This window comes from Tunicatimonas pelagia (assembly GCF_030506325.1).
Classification (GTDB): domain Bacteria; phylum Bacteroidota; class Bacteroidia; order Cytophagales; family Cyclobacteriaceae; genus Tunicatimonas; species Tunicatimonas pelagia.
Window position 1 is genome coordinate 4,381,096 of the sequence record NZ_CP120683.1, and the last position, 24,355, is coordinate 4,405,450.

Here is a 24,355-nt window from a genome sequence, read left to right on the forward strand (position 1 = left end):
TTTAAACTCATTTTTGTAAATTAACTTCCCTATTAAAACAACCTAAATTATGAATTCATCCCGAAGAAATTTCTTGGCAAAATTAGGTAGTGGCACGGTGGCGGCCATGGCTTCTCCTGTCTTCCTCAATGCTCAATCTCGTCCCCGGATAGCACCCAGCGATCAGGTGAATATTGCGGTGGTAGGAGTGCGAAATATTGGTTGGGCCAACCTACGCTCCCATCTACAAATACCGGGCGTTAACTGCGTAGCTCTCTGTGACGTAGACCAGCGCGAGCTAGATAAGCGCGTGAGCGATGTAGAGAAAATGGCGGGCAACCGACCGGATACCTATACCGACTTCCGTAAACTGTACGAGCACCCCGATTTGGATGCGGTGATTTTGGGTACCCCTGACCACTGGCACGCCGTACAAACCATTCAGGCCTGCGAAGCGGGATTAGATGTGTACGTGGAAAAGCCACTGGCAAACTCTATTGAAGAATGCCAGGTGATGGCTAAGGCAGTTAAGAAGCATAACCGCATTGTGCAAGTAGGTCAGCAGCAACGGAGCAGCGATCACTGGCAACCAGCGATGAAACTAATCCGGGACGGGAAAATCGGGCGAGTAAACTTTGTGCGCGCCTGGAACCACAGTGGCCCGGAACGCATTGTACAACCTGTATCCAATCAAGCAGCTCCGTCGGAGGTTGATTATAAAATGTGGCTAGGCCCAGCTCCCGATCGACCATTTAACGAAAACCGCTTTCACGGCTCGTTCCGATGGTACTGGGACTACGCCGGAGGTAAGATGACTGATTGGGGCGTCCATTTGATTGATATGGTACTATTAGGAATGGATGCCACTGCCCCCAATTCGGTAATGGCTTCGGGGGGTAAGTTTGCTGACCCCGGTAGCGATATGGAAACCCCCGATACCATGAGTGCTATCTACGAATTTGATGATTTTGTGATGGTGTGGGAGCATAATATGATTAACCGCAATGGCCCCTACGGAAAAGATCACGGCATTGAGTTTGTAGGTGAACAAGGCCGGATGATTATTGATCGACGGGGTTGGGAAATCACTCCCGTAACCGAGCGCACCGAGGACGGCAACTCTCGCTACGTGATGGAAAAGATGCCGTATCAGCCCCGTCGAGGTAACCCTCGGGATGCTCATGCAGTGGATTTTATCAACAGTATCAAGACCCGCGAGCAGCCCATTTGCCCCATTGAAATTGGTAGTCATGTAGCGGTAGTAGCTCACTTAGGCAATATCTCTTACCGATTAGGCCGTAAAGTTTACTGGGACTCAGATGCCTATGCCTTTAGAGATGATGATGCCGCACAAAAAATGGTACAAGCCCAGTACCACAACGGTTGGAAGCTATCGGTATAAAACCCAATTGCTTGAAAAGAACGTTTAAGTGAAATATGAATCTACTAGAGAAGTTAAGCACAGAAGACTATATTCAACTGGAAAATGAAACTGGCTTGAAGCATGAGTATCATGACGGATGGGTAGTGGCTATGGCTGGCGTAACTGAAGAGCACGATCTGATTAGGAACGATAACACAATCGCGCGGCGACCGTAAAGTATCCATTTGAACTCGTTCTTTTGGGGCAGTACTGCGTTACGAAAAGCCTCATATAGCCCGGCTATGCTCGGTTTTCGCGTCCCGGCGGGGAACCGCTTGTCCCGCCCCAAAAATCCAGCGTTCAATTTGAATACTTTATTATCTCATCGTTCCTCACATCGGCGATCCGTGACCATTTAAGGAGATGTTTACGAAAAAAAGGTTGTCGTATTTACAGCAGTGATATTCGGGTGTTTGTGCCGGAGTGCAACAAATTCGTGTACCCCGAAAAGTACAATGTGCAGGAGAAATATGATTGTTACCGAACGCTTCCATCGTTTCGGGAACACCTGCTGGTTTCATCCCAAAAAGCTGAAGTAGAAGTACGCAAAAAGAATGCAGATGAAAAATGGGAAACTCAAACCCTTCAACAGCCCCAGCAAACAATAGAAATCCTAGGGTGCAAGCTTAGCCTGAAGGAAATTTATGAAGATGCAGCCCTCTGATAAAACTTATCAACGCAGCATTCACCACGAACAGGCTCCTGGCTGGGATCATTGTCCCGAAAGGCGAGCAACCTCTTGCTTTAGCTTATCTTCCTGAATTTCATCGCGCCACTGGTGACTGACTGCCTTTCCCTTATGAACTACAATTGTCTGAGGACTTTGGTGCTCTACATCTAGTTTCTCGGCAATTTCCGTTTTCAAATCCGATGTATACTGTAGTACGATTCCGTAAATATCAATAGCGGGTTTGGCGTTGGCAACCTCCACCTGCGCTGCGGCACTGAAGGGACAGGTTGCCGAGTGCTTGAAAATCACAATAGGCTTTTCGTAACTGGCTTCAATAGCTGCTTCGAAATCCTGAGAAGTATGCATAATGGTAAACATAATTACTGTTTTAAGTACTGTTGAGTAATTCAATCGTGTTAAATACCAACCTAATTATTAGAGCGTGTTTGTATTTTATATTTAGAATTTATTGTGAGCTATTTTTTGGTCAGACGAAGCTCTTTTTGAGGGAGATAGCCTAAGCTATCGCCTGAGAAAAAGCTGAAGTATGAACGGAAAATAGTCATTAGAAAACTAAAAGATAAAGTTCAAACACGCTCTAATGGTTACATAGTTTTTGTATTCAATACAATGCAACAGCTTCGCTTGTTCTAAACTGCTGATGTTTTGTTAACATTAAATGCCCGTAATCGGACATTCGTGATCGCCTACGTACACTTTCTTTTAAACCAGATGCAGCAATCAGCCGTTTTTGAAGCATTTGGAAGGTGGCATAGTATTGTTAATAAATAGTGACTAATGATTGGTGAGTAATATTCTTTCATCAGTCATCAATCGCTACTCATCAGTTATTATGCTCAAAAACTACTTTACCGTTGCCCTACGGAGTCTGCTTAAATACAAGGGCTACTCCGCCATTAATCTTTTGGGGCTCACCGCGGGTATCACTACCTGTGTTCTAATCTACCTTTATATCCAGCATGAACTGAGTTACGATCGTTTTCACGAGCAGGCTGATCGGATTTATCGGGTAGATAATACCTATCTGGCGGAGGGGGTAGATTCTTATCCCACCGTTTCATCGGCCTTGGCAGTAGGTGCTAAAGAAACCATTCCGGATGTAGAAGAAGCGGTACGCATAAGCCGACTAGGTAGCGGACTAAATAGCGCGGTAGTTATTCAGGTAGAAGATGAATTTTATCGAGAGCAACAAGTATATTTCGCTGATCCTTCTTTCTTTCAATTGTTTTCTTTTCCGTTGATAGAAGGAAATGCAGTTGCTGCATTAGCTGAGCCTTTCTCAGCCGTATTAACCGAAGAAACCGTTAAAAAATACTTCGGGCGTACCGATGTGGTAGGTCAATCGTTTCGCTTTGCCAGCGATAGGGAGCACGAGTACCAAGTAACCGGGGTAACGGCTACATCACCTACTAACAGTCATTTTACGTTCTCTATACTGACCTCTACGGAAACCGTAGCATCGCTCAACCCTGACACCGATTTAGCATCTACCTGGAACAACGACGGTTGGTATACTTACTTGTTGCTTAAAGGCCAAAGTTCGCCCAATGAAGTAGTAGCCCAAATTGACGCACTTAACGCCGAGCATTTGTCCTCGCAAGATATAGCGCGCAAATCATCACTAACGGCTCTTACCGATATTCATCTGCACTCTAATATGCTCAATGAGGTGAAGCCCAATGGCAGCATGGCGCAAGTTTACGTATTTATGGCGATCGCTTTGTTTGTGCTATTTATCGCTGTCGTAAACTACATGAACCTAGCCACAGCCCGATCGGCTCGTCGGTCGAAAGAAGTAGGTCTGCGTAAAACACTAGGGGCGGAACGCTGGCAACTGATTGGGCAATTTCTAAGCGAATCGGTACTGCTGGTGCTGATAGCCACGCTGGTTTCGCTGCTATTGGCCCAACTCCTACTACCTACCTTCAATCAACTGGCGGGAAAAGAACTCGCGCTACACTTAGATCAGAATTTCGGACTTTGGCAGGGATTAATGCTGGTGGTTCTACTGACGGGTTTGGTATCAGGTAGTTACCCAGCTTTGTTTTTGTCGGGGTTCAAACCTGCCGAAGTACTCAAGGGGAAGTTAGCCGTAGGTATGAACAGTTCGCCTTGGCTACGGAAAGGACTGGTGGTATTTCAATTTATGGTTTCCATTGTGCTAATTATTGGGGCGTGGGTGGTGTACAGCCAAATTGATTATCTAAAGAATAAGGATTTAGGTTTTCAGAAAGAGCATGTAGTGGTTATTGAAAACGATAACAACGCGGTGACTGCTCAGCTCAGCACCTTTAAGCGAGAACTAACCCAGCACCCGGGGGTGCTATCTGCGGCTGCTTCGCTGAGCGTTCCGGGAGGGCTACGGCCCATTGTTCCGATTAAAACCGACCAGATGGGTGAAGAAGAACAAGTGAACATGGCTGCCATCAATATTGACTTTGAGTACCTACAAACGATGGGAATAGAAGTAGCTACTGGCCGCGATTTTGACCCACGCTTTACGACCGATTCTACGCAGTCAATTATCATTAACCGCCAAGCAATTAAAGAACTCAACTTAGTAGGTGAACCGGTAGGGCAAACTGTACGAATTAATCTGGCATTTCCTGATAAAGACTATCAAGAGAAACGGATTATTGGGGTGGTAGATGATATTAACTTTGAGCCCTTGTACCGGGCTACCGCAGGAGCTTTCTTCGCCCCGCTACTACCGGTGTACAATTATGTCTTCGTAAAGATTAATCCGCAGGAACGAGAAGAAGCTCTACATCACCTAGAAAATACCTGGACGGCGATGGTGCCCGATCAACCATTTACCTTTTCATTTCTGGATGACGACCTGAACCAACTTTATCAAGCCGAAGAGAAACTAAGTACTATCGTCACCTATTTTTCGGGGTTAGCAGTCATTATTGCTTGTTTGGGGCTATTTGGGCTGGCCTCCTTCGCTACCGAACAGCGTCGTAAAGAGATCGGTATTCGGAAAGTACTGGGTTCTACCAATGTAGGAATCATCCGCCTATTTTTTAAAGAGTATTTACAGATTATCGCGATAGCTAATCTAGTTGCCTGGCCGTTAGCGTACTTACTAACCAAAGAATATATGAGCAATTTCGTGTTCAGCACCCAAATTCAGTGGTTTATCTTTCTGGTCGCTGGAGGTCTAGTGCTGTCCATAGCCTTACTAACTGTTGGTGCTAAAGCAGTTAAAGCCGCAATGGCTAACCCAGTGAAGTCTTTAAGAAGCGAATAACTCTTAGTGATGAATGAGTAATGAATAATGATCAATGCCACTCATCACTTATTAATCATCAATCATTAGTCATTATTCATCATGATTAGAAACTACCTCATCACCACCCTGCGGAATTTCCGCCGTAATTCGTTCAGCACCGTCATCAATATTCTAGGTCTCACACTTAGCTTAGCTTGTTGTATTTCCATTTATGCCTTCATTAAGCATGAGCATAGCTTTGATACTTGGCATGAGAAAGCTGACCGTACCTTTCGGGTAGTTGGTCAGTATAAAGGAGAAAGTGGAATTAGCTATCAGGGTCACGTTGCTTTTCCAATGGCCGAAGCGCTTCGCGATGAGTTTGCTGAGATAGAAACAGCCACTCGGGTAGTGATGGGGCAAAACGTCAATGTGAAAATAGACAAAGAAAGCGGCACCCCCGCGATTTTTGAGGAAGATAACGCGGTGTTCGTAGATGAACACTTCTTACAGACCTTTGATTATGAGTTACTCGCTGGACAGACGACGAACTTACTTAGCCGACCAGATGAAGTAGTCCTCACTCGAGAATTAGCCGATAAGTTTTTTGGGAATGAGGTAAAAGGCGATTATCAGCAGCTACTGGGTAAAACCATCGTTATGGAGCAGCGTCCTTACCAGATTAGTGGTATACTGGAAAATGCCCCTCGTAACACCAATGTGACGTTCCGAATGCTGACGTCTATGCAAGACTACATTCAGCGTAGCGATAATTGGATCTACGATTGGAATCAGGGAAGTTCTGACTGGGCCACTTTTGTTACGTTACCCGAAGGGTATGATCCTACAGAACTGGAGGGTCGTTTGGGAATACTGGTAGAGAAAAATTATACTGAAGATAGAGCCGCTCGTCGTAGCTATCATCTCCAACCCTTGCCCGAAGTGCATACCGATGAACGCTACGGAGGTACTGATTATGCTACTCCTAGTATCCTCATTGTAGCCTTCATCACGATGGGAATTATCGTACTGCTTACGGCTTGTATCAATTTTATCAACTTATCAACTGCTCAGTCGGTGAAGCGGGCGAAAGAGATTGGCATTCGCAAAGCACTAGGTAGCCGCAAAAGGCAGATAGTGCTCCAGTTTATGGGCGAGACATTCATTATTACGGCAGTGGCCTCCCTGTTAGCGATGGTCATAGCCGGAGAGTTCGTTGATGCCTTTAATCAGTTTTTACTAGTAGTGTTAGACTATGGTTTGGCGTTGGACACCAGTGTTATTTATTTTTTAGTCGGGTTGGTACTGATGGTTACGCTAATGGCGGGCTATTATCCAGCTCGTATTTTAGCCGGGTTTAAACCAACGGAAGCACTTAAACAATCAATGACTGCCAAGAATACCGGGTTCGCTGGAAAGTTCTCGCTTCGTAAAACCTTGGTCGTTACCCAGTTCGTCATTTCTCAATTACTCATCATTGGTACTATCGTAGTGTCCAGTCAGATGAACTTCGTGCGAGAGAGTGATTTAGGATTTGCCAAAGAAGATATTGCGGTGGTGTTTATCCCACAAAAAGAAGAGCAAAATCTGGATACTTTCCGCGACAAAATTGTTGCTCAAGCTGCCGTAGCCGATGTATCGTTCTGCACTGGACCGCCCATGTCGGGTAGTAATAGTTGGACCGGCATTCGCAATCCGGCGCAAGGGGACGAGCGAGGATTTGGCATTGAGCGAAAACGGGTTGACCCGCAGTACTTATCGGTATTTGACATAGAATTAGTAGCCGGACGCAATTTGCGGGAAGAAGATCGAGTGTTGCCTGCTGATTCTTCAGATGAATACAATGTTCTGCTCAACAAAAAAGCCGTAGCCAAACTAGGTTTCACTAATATTGAAGACGCTTTGGGTGAAACCATGATTACCTACGGTGAGACTAAAGCAACCATTGTAGGGGTAGTAGAAGATTTTTTCAACGCCCCCCTTCAAGATGAAATTCACCCCGTGATGCTCCATAGCCAAGGTGAAAGTGTGTGGATGGCTGCCGTAAAGATGGCAACCCCTCAGCCCGTACAACAACTCACCGCCGTGGAAGAAAGCTGGAAAGAACTCTACCCCGATTACTACTATTCGGCCATGTCGCTGGATGAATACTTCGAGTACGGTGCTTTCTACGTGATTGAGGATGTAATGTACCAAGGCTTCCGTTTATTTGCCTTCCTTTCTATTATCATCGGCTGTCTGGGATTGTACGGATTGGTATCGTACCTAGCCTTGCAACGGCGGAAGGAGATTGGAGTACGTAAAACATTGGGTGCAACGGTCAGCCATATTCTCTATCTCTTCACCAAAGAATTTGCTTGGTTAGTGATACTAGCCTTTGTCATCGCTGCCCCGCTGGGCTACTTTGCCATGCAAGCCTGGCTAGAGACATTCGTGTACAAAATTCCGCTCGGTATTGGCTACTTTGTCCTAGCTCTAGTCGCATCCATGCTAATTGCCCTAGTAACCGTAGGCTACAAATCACTCCGAGCCGCCACTGCTAACCCAGTTGATTCACTTAGGAATGAATGATGATTGATGACTAATGATTAATGAAGGGCATTATTCATTCATTCATCATCAATCATTCTCTATTAATTCTGCCAGAAGATTTGAGAATAGAGAAAAGTATTTTACAGATAGACGTGCATTCTTCATACAGATCGTCAAACTCTGTTGAGCTAATAAATCTACTATCGTGCAAAAGGTTCAACCAGTAGCTTGTTTCCATTACCTCTTTGTAGGCGATGGACATCTTGGCCGAAAACTCAGCTTTGGAGATAGCCGCATCGGCTTCAGTAACATTTGCCCCAATAGAGGTGCCACTCCGCAATATCTGCTTAGAGAGTACGTATTCTTTTCTCTCCTTAGTAAGCAGCTTATAGAGCGTTATTATCTGAAGTGCAAAGCCATACGACTTTTCTTTAATAATATTCTTCTTCCCGTTCATAGTAGGTACAATCTACTTTCAAGATTTGTGCCTTACCTCTCATCACTACCGTCAATTCATCATTACTCACTAGTCATTAATTATTATGTTGAAGAATTATCTCAAAATCGCGTTACGAAATCTCGGTCGTTACAAAGTTTACTCCTTTATCAATGTGCTGAGTCTAGCGATTGGTATGGCGGCTTGTCTGGTTATTTTTCTTTTTATCTCGGATGAGCTAAGCTTTGATACTTTTCATCAGCAAAAAGAGCAAATTTACCGGCTCGACGAAGTGCAATCGTTTCCAGGAATGAGTCCGCAGAATGTGGCTTTGTCCATGCCAGGCATGGGGCCCAATCTGTTCAACGATATGCCCGAGATCACTAACTTCACCCGTTTCTGGATCTGGGGAGATCTTTTGTACGAGCGGAATGACTTACAACTGGTTATTAACCGTACGGCCGTAGTAGATTCTACCTTTCTGGAAATCTTCGATTTTGAGTTACTACAAGGCGACCCAAGTACCGTATTGGATAAACCCAATAGTATTGTACTTACTGAAACTACCGCCCAAAAGTTATTTAATGATGACGAAGCTCTGGGAAAACAACTTGTGATTGGCGATGATAACTATGCAGTTACTGGAGTGTTAGCCGATGTGCCGGAGAACTCTCACTTGCAGTATGAAGCCTTGATTTCTATCAATACGGTTACGCGAGAACGACCGGAGTTTAACGATCAGTGGGGAAGCAACTTCATGGTGACTTATTTGGTACTCGCTCCGCAAACTGATATTGAGCAGTTGGAGAGTAAGTTTCCCAAATTCTTGGAATCGCATATGAGCGAAGAGGCAACTACCTACTATACGCTTTTTCTTCAGCAACTTTCGGATGTACATCTAGGATCAATGAATATTGAGCACGACTATCAGAATTACCGCAAATTTGATGGTTCGTACATTAAAACATTTTCTATTCTGGCCTTCTTTGTCCTGATTATCGCCAGTATCAATTTCATGAATCTTTCGGTAGCGCGTTCTACCACCCGATCCAAAGAAGTTGGTATCCGCAAATCCATTGGAGCCTTGAAGCGACAGTTGGTTGGGCAATTCTTGGGTGAATCCGTGTTGCTTACTTTGATTGCGCTAGTATTATCACTGCTAATTGCTGCTGCCTTCATTCCTTATCTTAATGCTATCTCCAACCGTTCACTATCGTTGCTGACGATCCTCGATCATATGGAGGTAATAGTGGGAGTACTGATTGTGGCTTGTTTGGTAGGAGTATTATCTGGCTCATATCCCGCTCTGTTTCTATCCTCCTTTCAACCCGCTAAAGTGCTAAAGGGAAAACTGGAGAGCTTAAACCAGAAGTCGTTGCTGAGAAGTGGGTTAGTAGTGATACAATTTGCTACCGCTATTGCGCTGATTGTGGGTACGGTACTGGCTACCCAGCAACTCAATTTTATGAAGAGTAAAGACATTGGTTTTGATAAGGAGCAGATGATGCTAATTCCGATGAGCAATGAGGCCAACGAGCAGTACGAAGCGCTCCGTAACGAATTACTCGCTCACGCGGGAGTAGCCGGGGTAACTGCCTCGGGGCAACGGATTGGTAACAATTTTCATCAGACTGGAGGAAAAGTAAAAACCGATACCTCAATCCACGAACTAACCATTTCTCAGGTGAATGTCGACTATGACTACCTGGAGGTGTACGGCATTCAAGTGAAAGATGGACGGGCATTCTCTCGTGAGTATGCTGACGACGCAGGCTTTAGCTTTATTATCAATGAGTCTTTAGCTAAAGAATTGGGGTTGGAAGATCCCATTGGAGCGCAGTTTGGTTTTGGCTGGTACGATAATGATACGCTAGGCACTATTGTCGGTGTAACTCATGATTTCAACTACAACTCCCTTCACCATTCGGTAAACACGCTCGCTATCCACGTACACCCCGAGTGGGGATTCAGCGAGCTTTCGGTAAAGATACGTCCCGATAATCTTACCGAAACCATCACCGCTGTGCAAAGCACCTGGGAAACGCTGGTTCCTAACCGCCCCTTTGAATATTCCTTCCTGGATGAACATTTTGAGGAATTGTATCAGACTGATGAACAGATGAGCAAAGTGGTATCGGTAATTGCCGGATTAGCTATTATCATTGCCTGTTTAGGTTTATTTGGATTGGCTTCTATCGCTACGGAACAGCGAACCAAAGAAATTGGTATCCGCAAAGTGCTGGGGGCATCGCTGGTTCAACTGCTGGCTGTACTGTCCAAAAATTTCGTCAGCCTTATTCTGATTGCTTTTCTTATTTCTGTGCCTGTTACTTACTATCTGCTGCAAGGCTGGCTAGAAGGCTTTGCCTTCCGTATCAACATTGGTTGGTGGGTGTTCACCTTTGCCGGATTCTTATCGCTGCTGGTAGCTTTAGTGACGGTTAGCTTTCAAACTACTCGCGCTGCCCTAGCTAATCCAGTAGACGCACTAAGGAGCGAATAATATAGCGAGGGGCTAAGAGCGGGGTGCAGGGAGTCAGTTTTTGGCAAAAAATCTGTCTTCTGACCATTTTCGCGGATTATTCGTGATGTATCTCGAGATGTTACGAAACGATTTTTCGTTGCGGATTACATGATCGTGGTACCGGGATTGCCAGGTAAAATTTGGTTGAACCCGCCGCGCCGATTTGGTAACACCAATTTTAAATCCCCGGATAATGGATGCCAAATTTTGCGATTGTGGGCCAAATTTGTTTTTGGGTGTATTGGTCGACGATGCCCGTAGAAACGCAAGATTTTGCGTTTCTACCATTCGTTCATCATCCATTTTATCAATAATGATAATTCCATGCACGTGATTGGGCATGATGATGTGGTTCCCCAATTTAACAAATGGGAAATGTTCGGGGATGGCCTGCCAGCAGGTATCGGCCATTATACCAATTTCCGATAATTGCATTTCACCTTGTATTACCTGCCCAAAATAATGTATCCTATTTTTGGTGCAGATAGTTACAAAATAAGCTGCGTTGCTTCCATAATCCCACCAAGAAGCACGAGCAGAAACAGTACGGTATTTACCACGAAACTTTTCATCCATAACCAGACTAAAATACTTCCTTTCCACTACCTGAATAAATGTGTAACAGGTAACTCCTTACCCGTGCAACCTTTTCTAAGCATCGACATCTAACTTATACAGGACTCGTATCCCCGATGAAATTCCGTCTTTTTGCCAACCTTATGCTACCAGTATTATGATTAGGAACTATCTGAAAATTACCCTCCGCAATCTTGCTAACCAGAAACTGTATACATTTCTCAATGTACTGGGACTGAGTATTGGCATTGCCAGTTGCCTTATGATTTTACTCTACGTTCATCACGAGCTTAGTTATGATGCTTTCCACGAGAAAGCCGAGCGTATTTACCGGGTTGGACTTAACGGAAAAATTGCTGATCAGGAAGTATTTACTACGAATACTACTCCGCCACTGGCCTACACCGCAGTGGAAGAATTCCCCGAAGTAGAGAATGCTACTCGCATCTATACCCATTGGGGAAATCAGGTAATCCGCTACGGCGAAACCGTTATTTCTGAGGAAGATGTGTATATGGCCGATTCAACCTTCTTTGATGTATTCAGCTTTCCGCTACTTGCTGGCGATGCAGCTACTGCACTGGTTGACCCCACGAGCATTGTGATACCCGAAGATGTAGCCCGCAAATACTTTGGTGATGAACCACCCTTGGGCAAAACCTTATTATTGGGTAGCGATAAAACTCCGCATACCATCACAGGAGTATTGGAAAAGCTGCCTGATAATTCTCACGTTCACTTTAGCATGCTTCGTTCTATGAGCGCAGTAGAATACAGTCGCGACGACGGCTGGTTCAACAATAGTTTTCAAACCTATTTACTCTTGCATGAAGGAGCTTCATCTGAATCATTGGAGGCTAAGTTACCAGGGTTGGTAGCTAAATATGTAGGGCCAGAAGTTCAGCAGTTCTTAGGAGTTTCGTTAGAAGATTTTTTCGAGCAGGGAAATAAATATGGTTATTTTCTGCAACCGTTGCTAGATATTCATCTGCACTCCGATCTACAAGACGAACTAGAGCCTAATGGTGATATCACCTATATCTATATTTTTGCCGCTATCGGCTTTTTTATTATTCTGTTAGCTTGTATCAATTTCATGAATCTGGCCACGGCTCGTTCGGCCAATCGAGCTAAAGAAGTTGGAGTACGTAAAACACTAGGCTCCATGCGAGTTCACCTGATTCGTCAGTTTTTGAGCGAATCGGTGCTGCTCAGTCTTATTGCCACTGTGTTAGCTTTGGTAAGTGCAGGGTTGCTACTTTCTCCTTTCAACAATCTGGCTGGCAAAGAAATCTCTTCGGCACTCTTCGCCGAACCTTGGTTTCTGCTCAGCCTACTGAGCCTGATGCTCCTGGTAGGGTTACTAGCTGGCAGCTATCCGGCATTCTACCTGTCTTCGTTCCGTCCGGTAGAAGTGCTTAAGGGAAAATTGAAAGCGGGAATGAAGAGCAGTGGAGTTCGAAATGTTCTAGTGGTATTTCAGTTCTTCATCTCTATTACACTCATTATCTGTACTTTATTGGTCTATCAGCAGCTAGAGTACACGCGCACCAAGAATTTAGGGTTTGAAAAGGAAAATATGATCATCATTGACGGAGCCTGGCGTCTCGATAAGGGAAAGCAAGAGGCTCTACGGCAGGATTTAGCCAGTCAATCGGCTATTGTAGATGCTTCCATCTCTAACAATGTACCTCCGGGGGTAAACAATACGACTATCTTTCGCAAGAAGGGGGAAGAGCAGGATATTTTAGTTTCTACCTACGATGTAGATTATAATCATTTGCCCACCATGAAGATTGAACTATTGGAAGGGCGTAATTTCTCCCGTGATTTCCCGACTGATACAGCAGCTATACTGCTTAACGAAGCTGCGGTTCGAGAATTCGGACTCGATGATCCATTGAGTGAAGAGATTCGGTATTTCGGTGGAGGCGAGTATGGTTCACATTTGGATTTAAAGGTAGTAGGTGTTTTCAAAGATTTTAACTTCGAGACACTACGAAATAACATTCGCCCCTTAGCCTTAATGCTCACCACTCAAGGAAGTAAAATATCCGTGCGAACTGCTCCAGGCGATGTATCAGCTACACTTGCTACTGTTGAAGAACTCTGGGGTCAGTATGCTTCTGAAGAACCTTTCCAATACAGTTTCCTGGACGAAGATTTTGATGCGTTGTTCCGAGCTGAACAGCGATTAGGACAGGTTTTCTCGGTATTTACCGGACTAGCTATTTTAGTAGCCTGTTTGGGACTGTTAGGTTTGGCGGCGTTCATGGCTGAGCAACGTACCAAAGAGATTGGTATCCGAAAAGTGCTAGGCGCTTCAGTAGCCAATGTAGTAGTACTACTCTCTAAGGACTTCACTAAACTAGTGGTCGTTGCATTCATCATGGCCATTCCACTGGCTTACTTTATTATGCAATCCTGGTTAAAGGGCTTTGCTTTTAAAATTAGCATCGGTCCCGGCACTTTTATTTTAGCAGGAGGTGCCGCCTTACTAATTGCCTGGCTGACCGTAAGTTGGCAATCCATTAAAGCTGCTTCAGCTAATCCGGTGAAATCACTACGAAGTGAATAGATCACATGGTGAAGGGTTGAAGGTGGCAATTGTAGTACATAGCATATAAAACCTTCTACCCTTTGCCGTCTACCTTTCACCTTTCGTTTTCTTTTCTTTATCTTGCCAGACGACCTACGCTAAATTTTTTATGCTACGACCACTAGGCTACCTAGCTATCTTGGGAATCATCTTGGGTGCGTGTCAATCCGCCCCCACAGCTGAAGAAGTACCTCGCCCCAATATTTTGTTTGCTATTGCTGATGATGCTTCATTTCCCCACATGGGTGCTTATGGCTGCACCTGGGTAAACACTCCGGGCTTTGATCGGGTTGCAGAAAATGGCTTACTTTTTACGAACGCTTACACTCCTAATGCTAAATGTGCACCATCACGCTCTTGTATCTTGACCGGACGCAACTCCTGGCAATTGGAAGAAGCTGCGAATCATATCCCCTACTTCCCTGATAAGTTCACTACGTTCATGGAAAGTTTAGATGAGAATGGATACTTTGTGGGGCATACCGCCAAAGGCTGGGCACCTGGTCAGGTTGGTGAAATAAACGGAAAGAAACGGCAACTTACCGGCCCGGCTTTTAACGACAAAAAGACCGATCCTCCGGCCGAACATATTAGCAATAACGATTACGCCGAGAACTTTCGAGACTTTCTAACTGCCAAGCCTGATTCACTACCATTTTGTTTCTGGTATGGTTCCCTGGAGCCGCATCGCCGTTACGAATACGGAGTGGGAATTGAAAAAGGAGGAAAGCAACTGTCTGACATTGATGATATTCCCAATTTCTGGCCACAGAACGATACAGTTCGTACTGATATGTTAGATTATGCCTTCGAGATTGAGTACTTCGATCAGCATCTGGCTAACATGTTGGATATGTTGGAAGAAGCCGGTGAATTAGCAAACACTATTGTAATTGTCACTGCCGATAATGGAATGCCTTTTCCTCGGGTGAAAGGGCAAGCCTATGAACTTTCTAACCACCTTCCGTTTGCCATTATGTGGCCCGAAGGAATTCAACAATCTGGAAAGAAGGTAGAAGAATATATCAGCTTCATTGACATTGCGCCTACGTTGATGGAGTTAGCCCAAGTCTCAACGGAAGAAAGCGGAATGCAGGCGATGCAGGGGCGAAGTCTTTCTTACTTCTTTGAAGAACAATCTGCCGATAGTGCTACCTGGGATTATGTTCTCCTTGGCAAGGAACGCCACGATATTGGCCGTCCTAATGACTGGGGATACCCCATTCGGGGAATTGTCAAAAATGATTATCTGTACATTCGCAACTACGAACCTGACCGTTGGCCCGCCGGAAACCCTGAAACTGGATACTTAAACACCGATGGTAGCCCTACCAAAACATTCATTCTTAATAATCGCCAAACGCCGGGTATGGAGCAGTATTGGAAGATGAATTTTGGTCAACGTCCTACCGAAGAGTTTTACAATATTGGCAACGACCCAGATTGTGTACGCAATCTGGCCTTTGATCCGGAAGTAGCCCCTATTATGGAAGCTATGAAAACTCAGATGGTGGCTGAACTCAAAGCTCAGGGTGACCCCCGCATGTTTGGTCGAGGTGAAATCTTCGACGAATATGTCTACGCCAATGAAAGTACCCGAGGTTTTTACGAGCGTTATATGGATGGAGAAGAACTCAATGCCGGATGGGTAAACCCTACTGATTTTCAGGAGATAGAGATGGAGTAGCCTGCCTGAAGAGCAAAGACGACTACTGGGTAGGACTGCTTCCTGCTTTTTCGTATACTAAACCCGGACCATCGCACGCGCGCCAAGTGCCAATTAGCGTATTTTCAGATTCAACAAATAATAGCTCATTAGTTTCGCCAGAGCAGTTACCAATCAAGTTGTTTTCTGATGAGTAAGTCAGTTCCAGATATTCTCCGTCTGATAGTGTAACATACTCGTAGGTACCACTGGCTTCTTTGGTTTCACCATATTGCTCACGAACCTTTTTAAAGGTATTGTCTGATTGCAAAAGGTAAAATTCTTGCCAGCTCATGTTATCTCCCGTAGTAGGCGGTACATTCGCAATGTTTCCCGACATTTCTACCAATTGCCACTTCTGAACCTCTTGTTCAGAGTCTGACTCTTGGGCGGATGCTTCCAAATCAGCATCTTCTTGTGTTGAACAAGCAGTAAATAATAGCAACAGACTGAAAATAAAATATTTCATGTTTAATCGTTATTAGGGTTATTACCCAGACTCATTATTAGCTTGTTTGGTTGGCCTATTTCGCTATTTGCTGAGAAATTATACCTCTGGCTACTCGTAAAGCTAGTTATCCTTTGTGGTAAAAAACAAAAAGGTGATCTAACGACCACCTTCTGCATTAACGTTATTAACGTTTATGAATACTTTTATCCAGATGACTACTTACTAATTAGTGAGTTACCGTAATAGTATTATGATAGGTTACCGTACCATCCGCTTGCTGAACAGCCAATCGGTAAAATGATATACCTGCTTTCGGTTGCTTATCCTCAAACTGACCGTCTTTTACTTCTTCAGACTGACCAATGGTTTCAAACTGCATATCTATGCCAGCTCGCTGCACAAATATTTGCCCCTCTGCATCTTCATCAATGCTCCAGATAAGGGCTACATTTTCGTTCTGAATGCTATTTTCTAGGGTAACCGATGCTTTAGGAGTAATCGCAAAACCAGTATTAGTAATGCTAATGATAGCGAAAGTTAGTAAAAGAACTGTGATTTTGAAAGAAGCTAAAGTATTCATAATAGTATTTTTTCAATATTTCTATATCAATAATTGCATAATTAGTGCTAGGCTAATTTTTTTAGCATATTTATTTGTAAAATATTGATTATCAGTTTCTTACATAGAAAAGAAAAATCTTTCTTTTCGGGAAAGTGTCTCTGAATGGGAAATTACAGTAGCGATATTCCCAATCTGGGAAGGTGAAAAATATGATAACGTAGCTCATATTTACTCTGTTCTGATTCACTACCTAGCGCAGTATAATGTTTTCAACTTACTAGCCAATATTTATAAATATTTTCTGCCTAAGTGGTGTTATGTTGATCTGATGAATTTTATATTTTTGCGGATATGCTGGCAATCAATAATTTATCGTATCATATTGGAGGAAGGGCACTGTACGACGGAGCCAACTTGCACATTAAACCCAAAGACAAAATTGGACTGATTGGTTTGAACGGAACCGGAAAGTCTACCTTACTGCGCTTAATTGACGGTGAGTATCAACCCGATGGAGGTGAGATTACCAAAGCGAATGATTGTACCATCGGTTTCTTAAATCAAGACTTACTTTCTTTTCAGTCTGACGATAGTATTCTGAATGTGGCAATGCAGGCATTTGAGGAAGCTTTGGAGATTGAGCATAAAATAGAAAAGGTGCTCAAAAAGATGGAAACTGACTACGAAGATAAGTTAGTCAGCCAGCTTACTCGTTTACAAGAGCAGTTTGAAGTACTAGAAGGCTATACTTTACAAGCTCGGGCTGAAGAGATTTTAGAAGGAATTGGATTCAGCACTAACGACCTAAGGCGTCCGCTTCGGGAATTCTCAGGAGGTTGGCGAATGCGGGTAATGTTGGCGAAGCTACTGCTAGAAAAACCATCATTACTCATGCTAGATGAGCCGACCAACCACCTGGATCTGCCATCGATTCAGTGGGTAGAAGATTACCTACGCTCTTACGAAGGCGCGTTTATCATTGTATCTCACGATCAGCAGTTTTTGGATAATACAATTGATACTACAGTAGAAGTATCTCATGCCCAGTTAACTACTTACGCTGGTAACTACTCTTTCTATCTGGAAGAACGGGAGCTACGCCGGGAGATTCAAAAGAATGCCTTTGAGAATCAGCAACAGAAAATTAAGCAAACCGAACGCTTTATTGAGCGATTTCGCTCCAAAGCCACTAAGGCTAGGCAGGTACAATCTCGGGTGAAAATGCTTGACCGAATGGATAAGGTGAGCGACGTAGTGGATGAAAATGCTACCGTCAACTTTAAATTTACCTTCAATAAGCCCTCCGGACGACAGGTAGTAGCCATTAAAGATGCAACTAAACGTTACGGTGACCTAACTATCCTCCAGAATAGCCACTGCTCTATTGAGCGCGGTGATAAAATTGCACTTATTGGTGCCAATGGAAAAGGCAAATCAACGCTTTTGCGAATGGTTGCCGGAACCGAAGAGTTTAAAGGTGAACGAGACTGGGGCTACAATGTAGAAATGGCGTTTTACGCCCAACATCAGCTAGAGGCACTTAGCTTGGATAATGAGATTCTGGAAGAGCTCAAACAGGCTGGAAGCGAAAAAACCGAGCAGGAGCTTCGTAATGTGCTAGGTTGCTTTCTGTTTTTAGACGAAGATGTATTCAAAAAAATAAAGGTGCTCTCGGGAGGGGAAAAATCACGGGTGGCTTTAGCTCGTACGCTCATTAGTGAGTCTAATTTTCTGCTACTCGATGAGCCTACTAACCATCTCGATATTCAGTCGGTAAATATTTTGGTGCAGGCGTTACAGCAGTATCAGGGTACATTTTTAATTGTCTCTCACGACCGTCATTTTATCTCACGAGTAGCCAACAAAATCTGGTACATTGAAAGTAAGGAGGTAAAAGAATACCCGGGCACCTATCAGGAATACAGCTACTGGCAATCTCAACGGGAAGCGAGTCAGCCCACGGTTCTAGAAAAGAAGCCGCCTGCGCCTAAACCAAAAAAAGAACCTAGTTCGTCGCGCCTTTCTGATGTTCAGCGTAACCTTCAGCGAGACTTAAAGAAGTTGCAGCAAGAACTGGAAACGGTTGAAACAACGATTGGTAGTCTAGAGAAAGAGAAAAAGGCAGTAGAACAGCAGTTGGCCAACCCGTTGGTGTTTGGTAATGTAGAACGCCTAGCAGAAGAAACTGAGAAGTTTGAGCAAGTTGATCAGCAGCTAAGCGAAGCAAACCAACAGTGGGAAAACCTAGCATTGCAGGTAGAGGAAATAGAAGCCAAGTTGAACAACGATTAGTCATAGCCTACGTTACTCAGATATGATTCGCTACACTACTCAACTTTTTATCAGTCTTAGTTTTTTCATACTATCTACTCTTCCCGCCTGCGTTCCGATAGCTCCTACGGGCAACTCCACTGCTGCTAATACCGCTGCTTCATCACCCGACCAAATTTTCTACGACCAAGCTTTTCGCTCTAATGCCCGCTCCATTCGCTTGCTTTTGCCCGATGGCGTGCTGTGGTCGTCAGCCCTTCGTATTGGCGATCCTACTCCGTTAGTGTTAGCTTTCGATATTCTAGAATTAGGTGAAAATATTAGCACAGACTACCGGGCGAAACTTATTCACTGCAATGCTGACTGGCGCAAATCTAATTTGTCAAACATAGACTTTCTTTTTGAGTACAACGAGTTCCCTATTACTAACGAAGCATTTTCTTATAACACCAAAGTGCCGTATACCCAATACCGGATGTCCGTTCCTCGGGTAAAATTGCCGGGCAACTACATTATTTCGGTTTACGAAGATGGTAACGAAGCCAATGTAGTGCTTACTAAACGGCTGATGGTGTACGACCAGATGATGGGTGTAGGCGCGGAGGTAATACAGTCCAGCGGGGTCACTGAGCGAGTAACTAGCCATCAGATTGAATTTTTTGTCGATTACGGCAGTGTCGATATTCCTAATCCGCTGGAAGATATTTACGTAGTAGTCCGGCAGAATAACCGATGGTTTAATGCTATTGAGGGGTTGGAACCTACCTTTGTCCGTCAGGAACGACAACAGCTAGAGTACCAACACTTCGATTTACAAAACAACTTTTATGCGGGCAATGAGTACCGCTTTTTTGACTTACGAACGCTGAACGCGCTAGGGCAAAACGTAGGCGATATTCGTCGCGATCAGGTTCCGGTAGAAGCTTTCTTACTACCCGACCGTAATCGGAGCACAGAACTCTACAGCCAATACGAAGATTTGAACGGAGCTTACGTATTAGGTAACCTCGATATCCGGGGAGATGAACTGAGTGCCGATTATGTGCAAACCCAATTTCTTCTTGAGGCTAACCAGAAAATTGCGGGAGACGTATACGTAGTGGGCGCGTTCAACAATCGAGAACTAACTCCTGAAAATCGAATGGTCTACGACTCAACGCTGAAAAGCTATACTGCTGATTTGCTGCTAAAACAAGGATTCTACAATTACCAGTACTACGTAGTAGATAGCCAGGATGATTACCCTTATCCTTTTGAAGGGAGTTACTTTGAAGTAGAAAGTGAATACGATATTTTAGTGTATACCCGACCTATTGGTACTCGAGGTGATATTTTAGCGGGTTACACGCGCATATCTTCTCAACTAGGCGGACGCTAAGGTCTACTGCCCAGATGATTGAGCTAGGGAATTATCAAATTCGTATTTCTGGGTTTTTTTACCAGGATCAGCTCCAGCAATATCAAGCATACCAAACCCTTTGTGGGTGTACAGACCTAACCCGTTAGTAATAATGAACTTCTGCACCTCTGGAGCAGCATACAGTACAAACGGGAAAGTATACCCGCGCACCTCATATTTTACATCCTGATCGTAGAGGGGATAAATGCGCGCAAACTTTTTCTGCTGATCTTGAATACGAGCCAGATAGTCTTTATCGGGTACTAACTGAAATTTGTAAAATTGCTCTAGTTCTTCTGCTACAAACTGTCCCGACTTCTCCATGCGGATCATCAAAGACTCATATAACAGATCAGAAAACGTGTCGGTGGTAGGAAGGATAAACCGTTTACCCCGATCATCGTTAAAAGAAGGCTTTACCAAAACTAAAGGTGAGATACAAACGAACTTCATTACGTCGCCCAACTCTACCTCTCCTTCCATCTCTACACATTCCGGAATTAACATCATGCTCCCCACATCAATTTGCGGAAAAGAGAACAAATGCTTCAAAAAATAATCAATTAACTCCCGGTCGGTTGCTGAAAACACTAACGTAACCCGGCTTGAGTAGAAGTGCAAACCATTACGGCTAATCTTCGTCTGGCCTTTCAGCCCCGAAAAGTTATAAACATTAGTGTTGATAAAGTGCTCTTCCCCACCACGCACCATAATACCTTTGATTAATTGCGCTAACAAGTATTGATGGTGAAAGGGGACGTGAGATCCTTTATTCTTCAATATGAAAACGATACGAACCCTCAAAAATGCCTAGTTTTGATGTTGAAAAAAGTTAAAAAAAATGTGTATGGACTTATCCATTACTAGAAAATGGATGAGCGATGAAATTGTTTAACAATAACTAAAAAAAATGCGTATTTATACTCAATTTTACTCTAAAGTATAAAAAATAGAGGATTTGCCACGCTTTAAATCGCCTGTTTGTAAGACTTTTATTAGACATTAAACCGAAAATGCATAATATCGCCGTCTTGCACCGTATATTCTTTGCCTTCAATGGCCATTTTTCCGGCCTCCTTCACGGCTACTTCTGATTGGTACTGCTGGTAATCATCCAGCTTAATAACTTCAGCTTTAATAAACCCTTTTTCAAAGTCAGTATGAATAACCCCCGCTGCTTGGGGAGCTTTCCAGCCATCTACGATGGTCCAGGCTCGTACTTCTTTTTCACCTGCTGTAAAGTAGGTGATTAAATTCAGCAGATGGTACGAAGCCCGGATAAGCTGATCCAAACCAGACTCCTGTAGACCGTATTCTTCCAAAAATAAGCTTCGCTCTTCGGGATCGAGTTCGGCAATCTGCGATTCAATAGCCGCACTAATCAACAAAACGTCGGATTGTTCTTGTTGCACTGCCTCTTTTAGGGCATTCACGTACGCATTGCCAGAAGTGATGGAGGCTTCGTCTACGTTAGCTACGTAGATTACGGGTTTGGCCGTTAGCAAAAAAAGATCGGCTACCGCTTCTTTATCTTCCGCTGGCACGTCAATGGAGCGAGCATTTTTGCCGCTCTCCAAATGGGTCTTGTAGGTTTGTAGAGTAGCTAACTGCTTTCTTGCTTTGGCATCGCCGGACTTAGCAATTTTTTCTAGTCGGGTAATTTTCTTCTCTACGGATTCTACATCTTTTAATTGTAGTTCCGTATCAATCACCTCTTTATCGAACACCGGGTCGACACTGCCCGCCACATGCACCACATTATCGTCGGCAAAACACCGGATTACGTGAATGATAGCGTCTACTTCCCGAATATTAGCCAAAAACTTATTGCCCAGCCCTTCGCCCTTGCTGGCTCCTTTTACCAAGCCAGCAATATCCACAAATTCAATAGTTGTTGGGATTACTTTCTGGGGGTTTACTAAGCCTTCTAGTGTCTTGAGGCGAGAATCAGGTACGGTGACCACCCCTACATTGGGTTCAATCGTACAAAAAGGGAAATTGGCTGCCTCAGCTTTAGCACTAGACAAGGCATTAAATAAGGTTGACTTACCGACATTAGGCAGTCCTACAATACCACACTGTAAGCTCATATCTTCTTAAATTGCTAAAAGTTTATAGTCAATAGGCGACTGTCCACAGTCTTTTCTTTTTTTGGTCACTAGTCACGAAGATTCATAGGTTTCAAGATTCAGTAGATTACGAGAGTTGGCTTCTTAGTTTCGGTAGCGATTGATTCTAAATTTCGGTCTCGTTGTGTACTGTCTATTATTAACTTTTAAACACTCGGTATTGCTTGTAGCCGATGTAGAGTTCCATAGTAACCACACGTAAGATAGTATACACGGGGATGGCGACAATCATGCCGATGACACCCGCCACAGTAGCGCCCGCAAAAATAATAATAAAAATTTCTAAAGGATGGGCTTTCACGCTTTTAGAGAAAATAAGCGGTTGAAGTAGCAAATTATCTGTGAGTTGTACTACGGCAAACACCGATAAGATTTTAATAATCAACACCACTATTTGTTGAGTATTGCCATCGGCAACTATGGTAGATAGCCCTACAATAATACCAAAGGTAGCTCCTAGTATGGGCCCAGCGTAAGGAATCAGATTGGCGAGTGCGGCGAAAATTGCAATGGTGAAGGCGTACTTTACTCCTAAAATACTTAAGCCTAGTGAAGCGATGCAAAAAATAGCAAACACCTGAAAAGATAGTCCAATGAGGTAGTTGGAAAGCAATGTTTCAATCTTGTAGATTGCGGCAATAAATACCTCAAAGTACTGGTTAGGAATTAGCTTAATGACCTGGCGACGAACCAAGCCTTTTTCGTACATAAAAATGAAGGTGATAAATATTACCGCAAGGGTTCCTACAAAAAAGTTACCGGTAAAAGAAATTAGGCTATTGATAATATCCTGAAACTCAACTTTAGTAATGAAGCCTAGTAGACTATTCCGTAGGTCATCCACCAAAAAACCCGGAGATTTTTCAGTGATGTTTTTATCTCGTAAAAACTGCTCGAGGTTTTGTAAAGGTGCACTGGCGCGGGCATACAGACTTTCATAGTTAATCTTCGCAATAATTTCTGACTGATCTCTAATTAACGGAATAAATAACAGCACAAATAAGAATATCACCCCGAAGATAATGGTAAATGAAAGTAAGACTGCCAAAAAGCGGGGGAAGTGTACCCCGTAGAACTGAAACTGATGAATATAATTGGTGAGTGGGGAGAAGATAGTAGATAGCACTAAGCTAATCAACACGTACGAGAAGATGTCGGAGAATATCCAAGCAACCAAAACGGCTGCGATTAGTGCTAGTAAAAAATAGAGGAGCCTTCGGTTTAGCATGTCTGCAAGATATGCTAAAAAATACGATTAGACAGTTAAGGCAGCAGAAGAAAGAAGCCCGGCTGCGTACGGGCTTCAGTAAGAGATGCGTTATTGAAATACTAGTCCCATTTCAACTCTTCGTCTACGCTAGTAGTCGCGTGAGCCGGAGCTTCCTGGGTGGTAGTTACCTCTTCGTGATTGTTATTCTCGAACTGATCGAAATCATATTCGGGCATTAACTCTTCTTTTACGTGCCCTACAGTTTCTTGTAGTGCGGTCATAAACTTGTTAAAATCTTCCTTGTAGAGAAAAATTTTATGCTTCTCGTAAAAGTACCCGTCGTCCTTATAACGTCTTCGGCTTTCGGTAATGGTTAAATAATAGTCGTTAGAGCGCGTTGATTTCACATCGAAAAAGTACGTGCGCTTTCCGGCTCGTACCCGTTGAGAGTAAATTTCTGCTCGATCTTTTCCTTGATTGTCTTCCACAACGTCCAAAATTTAAGATGTAGGTAATCCGTTTTAAGTTATTATAAATAGTTCCAACACTAAACTGTCCTAAATATAGCATAAATGCAAGAAATGTTACAAGGAAAAAGAGCAAACAAAACAATTTTATTAAACTTTTGTTCTCGCACACCGGTATTACGGCCGA

The 24,355-nt window shown here is 43.7% G+C and carries 19 protein-coding genes; 10 read left to right on the top strand and 9 right to left on the bottom strand.

The window, feature by feature from the left end; genetic code table 11:
- Positions 1 to 49: 49 nt before the first annotated feature.
- The 3 genes from P0M28_RS18840 to P0M28_RS18850 all read left to right on the top strand — a co-directional run bounded on the left by P0M28_RS18840 (position 50) and on the right by P0M28_RS18850 (position 2,066).
- Complete coding sequence (locus P0M28_RS18840) at positions 50 to 1,381, top strand: Gfo/Idh/MocA family protein (RefSeq protein WP_302204229.1); 1,332 nt, start codon at positions 50 to 52, stop codon at positions 1,379 to 1,381.
- A gap of 35 nt (positions 1,382 to 1,416) precedes the next feature.
- Positions 1,417 to 1,578: a PDDEXK family nuclease gene (locus P0M28_RS18845; RefSeq protein ID WP_302204230.1), complete on the top strand. Its 162-nt coding sequence runs from the start codon at positions 1,417 to 1,419 to the stop codon at positions 1,576 to 1,578.
- A 239-nt stretch (positions 1,579 to 1,817) separates the two neighbouring features.
- The gene (locus P0M28_RS18850; protein WP_302204231.1) at positions 1,818 to 2,066 is read left to right on the top strand and encodes a hypothetical protein; all 249 of its coding nucleotides are present in this window, start codon (positions 1,818 to 1,820) and stop codon (positions 2,064 to 2,066) included.
- Positions 2,067 to 2,114: 48 nt separating this feature from the next.
- Here P0M28_RS18850 and P0M28_RS18855 read toward each other — a convergent pair whose 3' ends face one another.
- Positions 2,115 to 2,450 (bottom strand): monothiol bacilliredoxin BrxC family protein, encoded by a 336-nt coding sequence (locus P0M28_RS18855; protein ID WP_302204232.1) that lies wholly within the window; start codon positions 2,448 to 2,450, stop codon positions 2,115 to 2,117.
- Between the two features lie 427 nt (positions 2,451 to 2,877).
- On the opposite strand from P0M28_RS18855, the gene P0M28_RS18860 reads away from it, so the two are divergent.
- Both P0M28_RS18860 and P0M28_RS18865 read left to right on the top strand, forming a co-directional pair.
- Positions 2,878 to 5,346: an ABC transporter permease gene (locus P0M28_RS18860; RefSeq protein ID WP_302204234.1), complete on the top strand. Its 2,469-nt coding sequence runs from the start codon at positions 2,878 to 2,880 to the stop codon at positions 5,344 to 5,346.
- An 81-nt stretch (positions 5,347 to 5,427) separates the two neighbouring features.
- Complete coding sequence (locus P0M28_RS18865; protein ID WP_302204236.1) at positions 5,428 to 7,878, top strand: ABC transporter permease; 2,451 nt, start codon at positions 5,428 to 5,430, stop codon at positions 7,876 to 7,878.
- Between the two features lie 52 nt (positions 7,879 to 7,930).
- On the opposite strand, the gene P0M28_RS18870 is transcribed toward P0M28_RS18865, so the two are convergent.
- Positions 7,931 to 8,296 carry a four helix bundle protein gene (locus P0M28_RS18870; RefSeq protein WP_302204237.1) on the bottom strand — a complete coding sequence of 122 codons (366 nt, stop codon included), beginning with the start codon at positions 8,294 to 8,296 and terminating at the stop codon, positions 7,931 to 7,933.
- A gap of 85 nt (positions 8,297 to 8,381) precedes the next feature.
- Here P0M28_RS18870 and P0M28_RS18875 point away from each other — a divergent pair, with 85 nt between their 5' ends.
- Positions 8,382 to 10,778, top strand: coding sequence for an ABC transporter permease (locus tag P0M28_RS18875; protein WP_302204239.1), 2,397 nt, complete (start codon positions 8,382 to 8,384; stop codon positions 10,776 to 10,778).
- A gap of 33 nt (positions 10,779 to 10,811) precedes the next feature.
- Here the strand turns inward: P0M28_RS18875 and P0M28_RS18880 are convergent, their stop codons facing one another.
- On the bottom strand, positions 10,812 to 11,375 hold the full coding sequence (locus P0M28_RS18880) for a transposase (RefSeq protein WP_302204240.1): 564 nt from the start codon (positions 11,373 to 11,375) through the stop codon (positions 10,812 to 10,814).
- A gap of 157 nt (positions 11,376 to 11,532) precedes the next feature.
- On the opposite strand from P0M28_RS18880, the gene P0M28_RS18885 reads away from it, so the two are divergent.
- Positions 11,533 to 13,953: an ABC transporter permease gene (locus P0M28_RS18885; protein ID WP_302204241.1), complete on the top strand. Its 2,421-nt coding sequence runs from the start codon at positions 11,533 to 11,535 to the stop codon at positions 13,951 to 13,953.
- A 130-nt stretch (positions 13,954 to 14,083) separates the two neighbouring features.
- On the top strand, positions 14,084 to 15,661 hold the full coding sequence (locus P0M28_RS18890) for a sulfatase family protein (protein WP_302204242.1): 1,578 nt from the start codon (positions 14,084 to 14,086) through the stop codon (positions 15,659 to 15,661).
- A gap of 22 nt (positions 15,662 to 15,683) precedes the next feature.
- On the opposite strand, the gene P0M28_RS18895 is transcribed toward P0M28_RS18890, so the two are convergent.
- The gene (locus P0M28_RS18895; RefSeq protein WP_302204243.1) at positions 15,684 to 16,148 is read right to left on the bottom strand and encodes a hypothetical protein; all 465 of its coding nucleotides are present in this window, start codon (positions 16,146 to 16,148) and stop codon (positions 15,684 to 15,686) included.
- A 208-nt stretch (positions 16,149 to 16,356) separates the two neighbouring features.
- A complete protein-coding gene (locus tag P0M28_RS18900; RefSeq protein ID WP_302204244.1) occupies positions 16,357 to 16,710 on the bottom strand; it encodes a hypothetical protein in 354 nt (117 codons plus the stop codon).
- Positions 16,711 to 17,043: 333 nt separating this feature from the next.
- Here P0M28_RS18900 and abc-f point away from each other — a divergent pair, with 333 nt between their 5' ends.
- Positions 17,044 to 18,984: a ribosomal protection-like ABC-F family protein gene (abc-f, locus tag P0M28_RS18905; RefSeq protein ID WP_302204245.1), complete on the top strand. Its 1,941-nt coding sequence runs from the start codon at positions 17,044 to 17,046 to the stop codon at positions 18,982 to 18,984.
- Between the two features lie 22 nt (positions 18,985 to 19,006).
- Positions 19,007 to 20,341 carry a type IX secretion system plug protein gene (locus P0M28_RS18910; RefSeq protein ID WP_302204246.1) on the top strand — a complete coding sequence of 445 codons (1,335 nt, stop codon included), beginning with the start codon at positions 19,007 to 19,009 and terminating at the stop codon, positions 20,339 to 20,341.
- A 3-nt stretch (positions 20,342 to 20,344) separates the two neighbouring features.
- Here P0M28_RS18910 and P0M28_RS18915 read toward each other — a convergent pair whose 3' ends face one another.
- The 4 genes from P0M28_RS18915 to P0M28_RS18930 form a co-directional block, all read right to left on the bottom strand.
- Entirely contained in the window at positions 20,345 to 21,166 is an 822-nt protein-coding gene (locus P0M28_RS18915; protein ID WP_302204247.1) for a CRISPR-associated endoribonuclease Cas6, read from the bottom strand.
- 191 nt (positions 21,167 to 21,357) lie between these two features.
- Entirely contained in the window at positions 21,358 to 22,452 is a 1,095-nt protein-coding gene (gene ychF / locus P0M28_RS18920) for a redox-regulated ATPase YchF (protein WP_302204248.1), read from the bottom strand.
- Positions 22,453 to 22,630: 178 nt separating this feature from the next.
- Positions 22,631 to 23,719 carry an AI-2E family transporter gene (locus P0M28_RS18925; protein ID WP_302204249.1) on the bottom strand — a complete coding sequence of 363 codons (1,089 nt, stop codon included), beginning with the start codon at positions 23,717 to 23,719 and terminating at the stop codon, positions 22,631 to 22,633.
- 101 nt (positions 23,720 to 23,820) lie between these two features.
- Positions 23,821 to 24,189: a DUF3276 family protein gene (locus P0M28_RS18930; RefSeq protein WP_302204250.1), complete on the bottom strand. Its 369-nt coding sequence runs from the start codon at positions 24,187 to 24,189 to the stop codon at positions 23,821 to 23,823.
- Between the last annotated feature and the right edge of the window lie 166 nt (positions 24,190 to 24,355).